9 protein-coding genes are annotated in these 10,131 nt (G+C 66.8%); 4 read left to right on the top strand and 5 right to left on the bottom strand.

Annotated features, from left to right (window positions below; genetic code table 11):
* The coding region (gene dnaE / locus ABZW16_RS41170) for a DNA polymerase III subunit alpha (RefSeq protein ID WP_354961583.1) at positions 1 to 2,085 on the top strand (2,085 nt) is incomplete at its 5' end.
* Positions 2,086 to 2,139: 54 nt separating this feature from the next.
* Here dnaE and ABZW16_RS41165 read toward each other — a convergent pair.
* Together ABZW16_RS41165 and ABZW16_RS41160 are read right to left on the bottom strand one after the other, a co-directional pair.
* Positions 2,140 to 2,289 (bottom strand): hypothetical protein, encoded by a 150-nt coding sequence (locus ABZW16_RS41165; RefSeq protein ID WP_354961582.1) that lies wholly within the window; start codon positions 2,287 to 2,289, stop codon positions 2,140 to 2,142.
* A 24-nt stretch (positions 2,290 to 2,313) separates the two neighbouring features.
* On the bottom strand, positions 2,314 to 2,928 hold the full coding sequence (locus tag ABZW16_RS41160) for a class I SAM-dependent methyltransferase (RefSeq protein WP_354961581.1): 615 nt from the start codon (positions 2,926 to 2,928) through the stop codon (positions 2,314 to 2,316).
* A 96-nt stretch (positions 2,929 to 3,024) separates the two neighbouring features.
* On the opposite strand from ABZW16_RS41160, the gene treZ reads away from it, so the two are divergent.
* Positions 3,025 to 4,749 (top strand): malto-oligosyltrehalose trehalohydrolase, encoded by a 1,725-nt coding sequence (gene treZ / locus ABZW16_RS41155; protein ID WP_354961580.1) that lies wholly within the window; start codon positions 3,025 to 3,027, stop codon positions 4,747 to 4,749.
* A gap of 101 nt (positions 4,750 to 4,850) precedes the next feature.
* The gene (locus tag ABZW16_RS41150) at positions 4,851 to 6,101 is read left to right on the top strand and encodes a serine hydrolase (protein ID WP_354961579.1); all 1,251 of its coding nucleotides are present in this window, start codon (positions 4,851 to 4,853) and stop codon (positions 6,099 to 6,101) included.
* 73 nt (positions 6,102 to 6,174) lie between these two features.
* Here ABZW16_RS41150 and ilvA read toward each other — a convergent pair whose 3' ends face one another.
* Both ilvA and ABZW16_RS41140 read right to left on the bottom strand, forming a co-directional pair.
* On the bottom strand, positions 6,175 to 7,533 hold the full coding sequence (gene ilvA, locus ABZW16_RS41145; protein WP_354961578.1) for a threonine ammonia-lyase IlvA: 1,359 nt from the start codon (positions 7,531 to 7,533) through the stop codon (positions 6,175 to 6,177).
* Between the two features lie 97 nt (positions 7,534 to 7,630).
* The gene (locus ABZW16_RS41140) at positions 7,631 to 8,065 is read right to left on the bottom strand and encodes a nitroreductase family deazaflavin-dependent oxidoreductase (protein WP_354961577.1); all 435 of its coding nucleotides are present in this window, start codon (positions 8,063 to 8,065) and stop codon (positions 7,631 to 7,633) included.
* Between the two features lie 85 nt (positions 8,066 to 8,150).
* On the opposite strand from ABZW16_RS41140, the gene ABZW16_RS41135 reads away from it, so the two are divergent.
* Entirely contained in the window at positions 8,151 to 8,378 is a 228-nt protein-coding gene (locus ABZW16_RS41135; protein WP_354961576.1) for a hypothetical protein, read from the top strand.
* A 160-nt stretch (positions 8,379 to 8,538) separates the two neighbouring features.
* On the opposite strand, the gene ABZW16_RS41130 is transcribed toward ABZW16_RS41135, so the two are convergent.
* The coding region (locus ABZW16_RS41130; RefSeq protein ID WP_354961575.1) for a LuxR C-terminal-related transcriptional regulator at positions 8,539 to 10,131 on the bottom strand (1,593 nt) is incomplete at its 5' end.

Below are 10,131 nucleotides of genomic sequence, written 5' to 3'. Positions count from 1 at the left end.
AAGGACATCTCGGTCTCTGGCATCACCGATCCGGAGCACGAGCGGTACAAGGAGGCCGCCGAGGTCCGCGAACTCATCGGCAACAATCCAGATGTCGCGAAGATCTACGAGACCGCGCGCGGCCTCGAGGGGCTGATCCGCAACGCGGGTGTGCACGCCTGCGCGGTCATCATGTCCTGTGATCCGCTCACCGACGCCATCCCGGTGTGGAAGCGGCCGCAGGACGGTGCGCTGATCACCGGCTGGGACTATCCGTCATGTGAGGCCATCGGCCTGCTCAAGATGGACTTCCTCGGTCTGCGCAACCTGACGGTGATCGGTGATGCGCTGGAGAACATCCAGGCCAACCGCGGCATCGATCTGGATATGGACCGGTTGCCGCTGGACGATCAGCTCACCTACGAATTGCTTTCGCGCGGTGACACTCTCGGCGTATTCCAGCTCGATGGTGGGCCCATGCGCGATCTGCTGCGCCGCATGCAGCCGACCGCGTTCGAGGACATCGTCGCCGTCGGCGCGCTGTACCGCCCCGGCCCGATGGGCATGAACGCGCACAACGACTACGCCGACCGCAAGAACGACCGGCAAGAGGTCAAGCCGATCCATCCGGAGCTGGAGGAGCCGCTCAAGGACATTCTCGGCGAGACCTACGGTCTGATCGTCTACCAAGAGCAGATCATGCACGTCGCGCAGAAGGTGGCCGGATACTCGCTCGGCCGAGCCGATATTCTGCGCCGCGCGATGGGTAAGAAGAAGGCCGAGGTGCTGGCCGCGGAGTTCGAGGGCTTCGAGGCGGGCATGCAGGCGAGCGGCTTCTCCAAGCCCGCGATCAAGGCGCTGTGGGACACAATCCTGCCGTTCGCCGGTTACGCGTTCAACAAATCGCACGCCGCCGCCTACGGCCTGATCTCCTACTGGACCGCCTATCTCAAGGCGAACTATCCCGCCGAATATATGGCGGCCCTGCTCACCTCCGTCGGTGACGATAAGGACAAGGCCGCGGTCTATCTGTCCGATTGCCGCCGCCTCGGCATCACCGTGCTGCCGCCGGATGTCAATGAATCCGAGCTGAACTTCGCCTCGGTGGGCAAGGACATCCGGTTCGGTCTCGGCGCGGTGCGCAATGTCGGCGCAAACGTCGTCACCTCGATCCTCCAGGCGCGCAAGGACAAGTCGAAGTTCACCGACTTCTCCGACTATCTGAACAAGATCGACGCCATTGCCTGCACCAAGAAGGTCACCGAATCCCTCATCAAGGCAGGCGGATTCGATTCCCTCGGACATCCGCGCAAGGGTCTGCTGCTGATCCACTCCGATGCCATCGATGCGGTGATGTCCACCAAGAAGGCGGAGGCGATCGGCCAGTTCGACCTGTTCGGCGGGCTGGACGACGGCGACGATTCGGTGGCCTCGGTCTTCAATGTCAAGGTGCCCGACGATGAGTGGGAGACCAAGCACAAGCTGGCGCTCGAGCGCGAAATGCTCGGCCTGTACGTGTCGGGGCATCCGCTCAACGGCGTCGAACATGTGCTCGCGGCACAGGCGGATACGCCGATTCCGGTCATTCTCGAGGGCGATATCAAGGACGGCGCCCAGGTGACCATCGGCGGCATCCTCGCCTCGGTCAACCGCCGCATCAATAAGAACGGCCTGGCCTGGGCCTCGGCGCAGATCGAGGATCTGACCGGTGGTATCGAGGTGTTGTTCTTCCCGCAGGCCTATTCGGTCTACGGCGCGGATGTGGTGGAGGATGCGGTCGTCCTGGTGAAGGCCAGGGTGTCGGTGCGTGACGATCGAATCTCATTGATCGCCAACGATCTCGCCGTCCCCGACCTGTCCTCGATCGGTGTGGCCAAGCCGCTCGCGGTGGTCATGCCGACGCGCCTGTGCACACCCGACAAGATCGGCGAACTCAAGCGCATCCTGTCCAGACATCCGGGCACCGCCGACGTCCACATCCGCCATGTGGGCGCCCGCGACAATACGTCGCTGTGGAAATTGGCCGACAGCCTGCGCGTTTCGCCGTCCTCGGCGCTGATGGGCGACCTCAAGGCCCTGCTCGGCCCCGGCTGCCTCGCGGGTTAGCCCACACCTGCCACGGCCGAACGCCCGGACCCGCGTGCAGGGTTCGGGCATTCGTCATCGAGAGGTGTTGCGGCGGTTAGTGTTCGGGCGCTGGTTTCGGCCCTCCGCGATGCCGGTCGTGCGGGCCAGCAGCGCGCCGAGGTAGGTGAAGGTGACCAATAGTGCGCCGGCGGAGAGCGCGGTCGTGCTCGAGGCTCCCGCCACTGCATCGAGAGAGAGGCGGTTGGGCTATGGCGAGACCGCGACACCCAACGAGAGTGCGGCGATGAACTTGGGTCCGTCGGCGTAGAACTCATCGAGGTCGCGGATCTCGAATCCGGCATCCTCGACCAGGCCGCGGATATTCCGGTCGAGATTGCAGCCGCCCGCAATGGCCTTCTGGATCGGATTCAGCCGGTGCTGCCACACCTGGACGCTCGGATTCGGGGCCAGTCCGTGTTCGACGAAGTGCAGGGTTCCGCCGGGGACGAGCACCCGGCGCACCTCGGCCAGCGCGGCCGCGATATCCGGAATCGTGCACATCGTCCAGGTGGAGAGGGCGGAGTCGAAGCTCTTATTGGCAAACGGCAATGATTGGCCGTCGAGTCCGGCGCGTTCGACCGGCACGGTGGCCTTCGCGAGCCGCTTGCCCGCCAGTTGCCAACCGAGGTCAGCGGGTTCGACCGCGCTGACCGACTCGACGCTTGCCGGATAGAACGGGATATTCAGCCCGGAACCGAAGCCGATCTCCATCATGCGCCCGTGCAGTCCGGCGCAGGCGCGCTTGCGCTGCGGATTGTTGGATCCTGCTCCGCAGGCCAGATTCACCAGGCGCGGTACGACCTGATCGCTGTAGATTCCCACTCCTTCACTGTGTCAGGGGGTCGCGGCGCGGGCAATGGTCAGCTGTGCGGCCGATGTCAGCGGGCCGCACGGCGGGCGGCATGCGATGCTGGCTCGGTGACCTTGTTCGAGGTGTGGGCCCCGCGACCGGAACGGGTGCGGGTCGAGGTCGACGGCAGCGTGCATCCGATGACGAGGTCCGCCGACGGCTGGTGGCGAGCCGAGATCCCCGCCCGGTCCGGCGCGCGCTACGGCTACCTGCTCGACGACGATCCGACCGTCCTGCCCGATCCGCGCTCGGCCGGACAGCCCGACGGCGTGCACGGCCGCTCGGCGGTGCACACTCTCGATCCGGCCGGGTGGACCGATGCGGGCTGGACCGGCCGCCCGCTGGCGGGCGCGATCGTCTACGAACTGCATCTGGGCACCTTCACCCCCGATGGCACCTTCGACGCCGCCATCGAACGCCTCGACCACCTCGTCGAACTCGGTGTCACCATGGTCGAGCTGATGCCGGTCAATGCTTTCGACGGCATCCACAACTGGGGCTACGATGGCGTGCTCTGGTATGCGGTGCACGAGCCCTATGGCGGCCCGGATGGGTTGCAGCGCTTCGTGAATGCCTGTCACACAAGGGGTTTAGCGGTCGCACTCGATGTCGTCTACAACCATTTCGGCCCGTCCGGTAACTACCTGCCCCGCTTTGCGCCCTATCTGACCGAGGGCCGCAACACCTGGGGGCAGAGTCTCAATCTGGATGGACCGGCCTCGGATCCGGTGCGTCGCTTCATTATCGATAACGCACTGCGCTGGCTGCGCGACTTCCACATCGACGCACTGCGGCTGGATGCGGTGCACGCGCTGGTCGACCGCACCGCGACCCACATACTGGCCGAGCTGGCCACCGAGACCGAATGCCTTGCCGCACATGTGCGCAGGCCGCTGTCGCTGATCGCGGAGAGCGACCTCAATGATCCGCGACTCATCACCCCCCGTGCGGCGGGCGGCTATGGGCTGACCGGCCAGTGGAACGACGACCTGCACCACGCCGTGCATACGGCGGTCTCGGGTGAACGCCAGGGCTACTATGCTGATTTCGGCACGCTGCGCTGTCTGGCACAGACATTGACGCACGGCTTCTTCCACGCTGGAACGTATTCCAGCTTCCGCGGCCGAATCCACGGCCGCCCCATCGATACCCGGCTGGTCCCGGCGAGTGCGCTATTGGCCTACACTTGCACCCACGATCAGATCGGCAACCGGGCGCTCGGGGACCGCCCGAGCGCCTATCTCACCGACGGCCAGCTCGCGATCAAGGCCGCCCTGGTGCTGTTCTCGGCGTACACGCCCATGCTGTTCATGGGAGAGGAATGGGGCGCGCGCACCCCGTTCCAGTACTTCACCTCGCACACCGATCCGGTGCTCGGGGCGGCCACCGCGAGCGGGCGCAAGGCCGAATTCGCCGAACATGGCTGGGACACCGACGATGTACCGGACCCGCAGGACCCCGAAACGTTCCTGCGTTCGAAGCTCGATTGGTCCGAGCCGGCACGAGATCGGCATGCTCGGCTAGTTTCCTGCTATCGAAAACTGATCGGCTTGCGGCGCGAACGAGCCGAGATCACCGACCCATGGCTGACCCGCGTATCCGTCGACTATGACGAGAACGCCCGCTGGATCGCGGTCCGTCGCGGCCCGTTGACCTTGCTGTGCAATCTCGCCGAAGACCAGGTCACCGTGCCCATCGCCGGTTATTCCCGGTTGTCGTGGGAGCCTGCGACCGAAGGCATTGCCGCGACGGAGATTCCGGGCCACTCGTTCGTGATACTCGAGACCGGATAGCGAAACCCCGTGCCCGCAGTGCGATTACCGGAAAATCGCTGAATATAACTGTCCGAGACAGGATCATTGCCGAGGCTGTTCGGCGCCATTACCGTTGGTATATGAGCAACGTGGCTGCACCCGGGGACCTAGCGGATCTCCCCGATGGTGTCGGTGGCAGCGCCACCGCCGAATTCGCACCATTGGCACGCGCATTCGCGAAGGTCTTCGGGCACCGCCGGGGGGCGGGCGGCGCCCTGGCCGTGCATCTGCGCGGCGAGCCGCTGGTCGACATCTGGACCGGCAGTGCGGGCGACAGGCCCTGGACCCAGGACACCGGGTCGATCGTCTTCTCCGCGACCAAGGGTGTCACCGCTACGGTCATCCACCGACTGGCCGATCGCGGTCTGCTCGACTACGCGGCCCCGATGGCCGAGTACTGGCCGGAGTTCGGCCAGAACGGCAAGGGCGACATCACCATTCGTCAGGTCATGACCCACAGTGCCGGACTCGGTGGTCTCAACCCGATCGCCGCTGGACTCGAGGACGTGCTCGACCACCAGCTGATGGAGGAACGCCTCGCCGCCGCGAAACCCGACCACCTGCTCGGCACTCCGGCCTATCACGCGCTCACCTTCGGCTGGCTGCTCGCCGGACTGGCCCGCGCCGTCACCGGCCACGGGATGGGCGAGTTGTTCCGCACCGAGGTCGCCGATCCGCTCGGCATCGACGGCATCCACCTCGGCAAGCCGCCCGCGCACGCGACGACGACCTATGCGCCGCTGGCGGGTACCCAGCTGACTCTGATCGGAAAGCCGATCAGCACAAAGGTTTTGGGCCGCAGCTATGGTCTGCCCGGTGCGCTCGGCGCGGCCGCACGGTGTCTGTTCCTGCCCGGGCTGGAGACCATTCTGGAGGGTGAGCTGCCGCCCATCCTCGATACCGAACTCGGTGCGGGCAATGGTGTGTGCACCGCCCCCGCACTGGCCACCATGTACGGCGCGCTGGCCAATGGCGGCGTGGCCGACGGTGTGCAGTACCTGTCACCGCGAACCATTAAGGAGCTGAGCCGGATTCGGACCTTCCGTCTCGACCACACACTGTTCTACGCGCCGATGCTCTGGCATCTGGGTTACCACTCGCTGCCGATGCCCGGCGCGCGCGGCGGCTTCGGCCATATCGGCCTAGGCGGCTCCTTCGGCTGGGCCGAGCCGCGCCTGGGGCTGTCGGTCGGGTTCGTGCACAACCGGCTTTCGGTGGGGCAGCTGAGTTTCGATCAGGCCTCGGCCGCATGGCTGTTGCCGATGGTTATGGCGGGCCTGCGCACGACCCGGCGGGCCGCCGCCGTGGTGGAGACGCCCAAGGCAGCGTAGTCGGGGAATGCAAAACCGGCCGCGGGGACCAATGTCCATGCGGCCGGTTCGTATTCGTGCTGCTGGTGGTTGCTCAGGTGAGGTAGCGGTAGGCCGGGGAATCCGGCTCGAGACGTTCGCACTGGATCGGCGAATCGTCCATCCGCTCCAGCAGGGGGCCGAGTCCGTCCGGTGCGCCGAGTTCGATGCCGACCAGTGCGGCACCGGTCTCCCGGTTATTGCGCTTGACGTACTCGAACAGGGTGATGTCGTCATCGGGACCGAGCACCTCATTGAGGAACCGCCGCAATGCGCCCGGCTCCTGCGGAAAGTCCACCAGGAAATAGTGTTTCAGGCCCCGATGGACCAGCGAGCGCTCGATGATCTCGCCGTAGCGCGACACATCGTTATTGCCGCCGGAGACCAGGCACACCACTGTGGAACCCGGCTCGACCTCGATTTCGGCCAGCGCCGCCACCGACAGTGCGCCCGCGGGTTCGGCGATGATGCCCTCGTTCTGGTAGAGCTCGAGCATCGTCGTGCAGATTGCGCCCTCGTCGATGTGCATCATCTGGAAAGCGCCAGCACCCCTTGGTGATTCGGTCGCGGTCAGCAAGGGCAGCGACCCATGCGAGACCACCCGGCCGCCGAATGCGGAAATCGCCGTATAGGGCAGCTGGCCGACCTGGCGCACCGCGGCGCCGTCGACGAACGGATCGATCTCCGGCAGCGTCACCGGGCCGCCCGCGACCAGTGCGGCGGTCATCGAGGCCGCGCCCGCCGGTTCGGCGCCGAGGATGCCGGTGCTGGGCGAGCGCTCGCGCAGATAGGTGCCGATGCCCGCCAGGCAGCCGCCGCCGCCGACCGGGATCACCACCAGATCGGGGGTTCGGCCGCCGAGCTGCTCCAGGATCTCCGGGGCGATGGTGCCCTGTCCGGCCGCGGTGCGCGGATCGTCGAACGGCGGCACTATGGTGGCGCCGGTGCGCTCGACATCCTCGGCGGCGGCCGCCGCCGCGGCGTCATAGGTTTCCCCGACCGCGATCAGTTCGACGTAATCGCCGCCGTGCACCCGGATGCGGTCGCGCTTCTGCTTCGGTGTGGTGGTCGGCACGTAGATACGGCCCTTGATACCCATCGCATTGCAGGCGAAGGCCACTCCCTGGGCGTGATTGCCCGCACTGGCCGCGACCACGCCCGCGGCCCGCTCGGACTCGGTGAGCTGGACGATCAGGTTGTAGGCGCCGCGCAGCTTATAGGAACGCACGGCCGTCAGGTCCTCGCGCTTGAGGTAGACCTGCGCGCCGGTCAGTGCGGAAAGCCGTGGGCTGTGCTGCAGCGGGGTCGGCTCGATAATGTCGGCAATTCGCTTGGCGGCGGCGTCGATCTCGTCCGCGCTCAGCGTGGGACGAGAAGTGGACTGGTCGTCGAGGAGTTCCAGCGGATTGGACACCCGAAACATGCTGCCACCCGCCGCGTCGGCCGGACGCGGCGGGTGGGCGTCTGAGGAGGGCAAACGGTCGGTTTCCCGGCCGCTAGCCGGGTCGGATCTACCGAGGCGTCAGGACGAAAACCGGGATTTCGCGGGCCGTCTTGGTCTGATAGTTCGCGTAATCGGGCCAGACCTCGACCGCCCGCTCCCACCACAGCGCCTTCTCCTCTCCGAAGACCTCGCGCGCGGTGTAGTCCTTGTTCACGGCCCCGTCGCGCAGCTCGACATGCGGCTCGGCCTTGATGTTCCAGTACCAGACGGGATGCTTCGGCGCGCCGCCCAGCGAGGCGACGATCGCGTACTCGCCGTCGTGCTCGACCCGCATCAGTGCGGTCTTGCGCAGCAGGCCGGTCTTCGCGCCCTTGCTGGTCAGCACGATGACGGGCTTGCCCTGCAACGTCGTGCCCTCGGCGCCGCCGGAGTTCTCGATCTGTTCGGCCTGGTCACGAGCCCAGTCGGAGGTGCTCGGTGCATATTCACCTGTCAATGGCATGACACCGACAACACCGCCGGGCGCGGCCGTGTTCCCGACCCAATGTTAGGTGGCCCGAACTTCCGCATCCGTGTAGCCTGACGCCATGGCAGTGGTTCACCCCTCGACCCGCCCCCCGGCGGTGGAAATCGCGGGCAGCGCGTGGCCGATGTACAAGCTCGAGGCACTCGCCCTCGGCTTGGTCGTCTGCCTCGTACTCGCCCTGATCACGGGATCGCTCCAGGTTGCGGTGCTGGCCGCGGCCGCGGTTGGTGCTGGCCGCTGGGTCATTGGGCAGGTAGGAGCGCGAGACCGGGGTGAGCGCGGGCACTGACCGTTCGAGGTGCCGGGCGGGCGTGGGGGCGGGGGTGTGGGCGCGGGGAAAGATCTTGGGCACCCGCGAGAATGCGCTGGTGCAGGGGTGTTCTCGGTGTTTACCGGCGTGAGTGCATGGTGATCGCTTGTCCAGTGGGTTGGTGCCCCGAGGTGTGGGGTTAGGCGGTGTGTAGGGGGAGGTCGGTGAGTTCGGTGCGGGAGAGGACGCCTAGTTTGGGGTAGGCCTTGTAGAGGTGGTGGCCTATGGTGCGGGGGCTCAGGAAGAGTTGGGCGGCGATATCTCGGTTGGACATGCCCTGGGCGGCGAGGCGGACGATCTGGAGTTCCTGCGGGGTCAGGCGGGCCAGGACGCCGGTGGTCGGGCGGGTGGCGGTGCCGACGCCGAGGGCGGCGAGTTCGGTGCGGGCGCGCGCGGCCCAGGGGGTGGCGTCGAGGCGGTCGAAGGTTTCCAGGGCGGGTTGGAGTTGGTTGCGCGCCTCGGTCTTTCGGCGGCTGCGTCGTAGCCATTCGCCGAAAAGCAATTGGGTTCTCGCCTGTTCGAAGGGGCGACCGCCCTGCTCGAGCGCGGCTTGAAAGTGCTTCTCCGCCTTGGCTTCCGGCGCTACCAATGCCATACACCGCTGGACCAGGGCGGCAATCCACTCTTGTTGCGATGCCTTGGCCCAGTTCTTCAGTCGCTGCAGCGCGTCACCTGCGCGCTCGGGGCTGCCGAGGCGCACCGCCGCCTCGATCAGGTCGGGCAGGGCGCGCAGACCGATCACGTGGTGGCGGGCGGGTTCCACGGTGAGCAGTTCCAGTCGCGAGAGTGCGCTGTCCACCTTGCCCTGGCCGAGATCGAGTACGCCGAGCGCCGCCAGCGTCCATGGTGCGCCGGGCGCGGTGGCGCCGCCGAGTTCTTCGGCGAGTGCTCGGTCGACCAATTCTCGGCAGTCCTGTTCGCGACCTTCGATGGCGGCCAGATAGGCCAGATAGCTCGACATCTGGCTGATCCAGTGCCGCTGTCCGATGTCCTGGGCGATCCGCAGGCCCTCGGTCGCGGCGATGCGGCCCTCGCGGGGACGGCCGAGGAACAGTTCGGTCTCGGCGCGGAAGAACAGCAGCGTCGGCAGCAGGGCGATGCGACCCTGGTCGCGGCATTCGGCGATGAGGGTTTTGGCCAGTTCCGCGGCCTGTTCGTCTTGGCCGACGACCATCCCGATGCCGCACATCTGCACCAGATCGCGTGGGCTGTCCGCACCGTTGCGCCGGGCCGCGGCGGCCGCTTCGCACAGGTCGACGGTGAATCGGCCATCGATGCCGGCGACCGTGTAGCGGGCGATGGGGGCCATCGGCTCGGATTCGGGCAGGGGCAGCGCATTGATGTGCTCGGCCACCTCCGCGAGTTCCGGTGCGCCGAGGTACCAGGCCGTATGCACCGCCTGCATGAGGATGCGGGCGGCGCGTGCCGGATCGTCGGTGCGTACCAGATCGGTGCCGGTCAGTAGCAGCCGATGTGCCGAAAGTGGTTTGCCCGCACCGAATTCCGCAGTGGCGCGGACCAGGTCCAGTCGGGCGCAGAGCAGTGGGTCGGTGGTCTGGGTGGCCGCGCGTTCGGCCAAGCGGCTGGCGCGGTCCAATTGTCCGGACTCACCGGCGGTTTCGGCGGCCGAAACCAGTCGGCGGACGCGGGCCGCCGCATCGGTGCTCAAACCCGCCGCGCGCTCGTAGGCGGCGACGGCGCCTGAGTAGCCGCTGCGGCGGCGGGCGCGATC

Origin of the sequence: Nocardia sp. NPDC004604 (assembly GCF_040609795.1) — a bacterium.
Lineage (GTDB): Bacteria > Actinomycetota > Actinomycetes > Mycobacteriales > Mycobacteriaceae > Nocardia.
The sequence above is the reverse complement of the archived record's forward strand: the minus strand, read 5'-3'. Positions and strand labels throughout refer to the sequence as shown.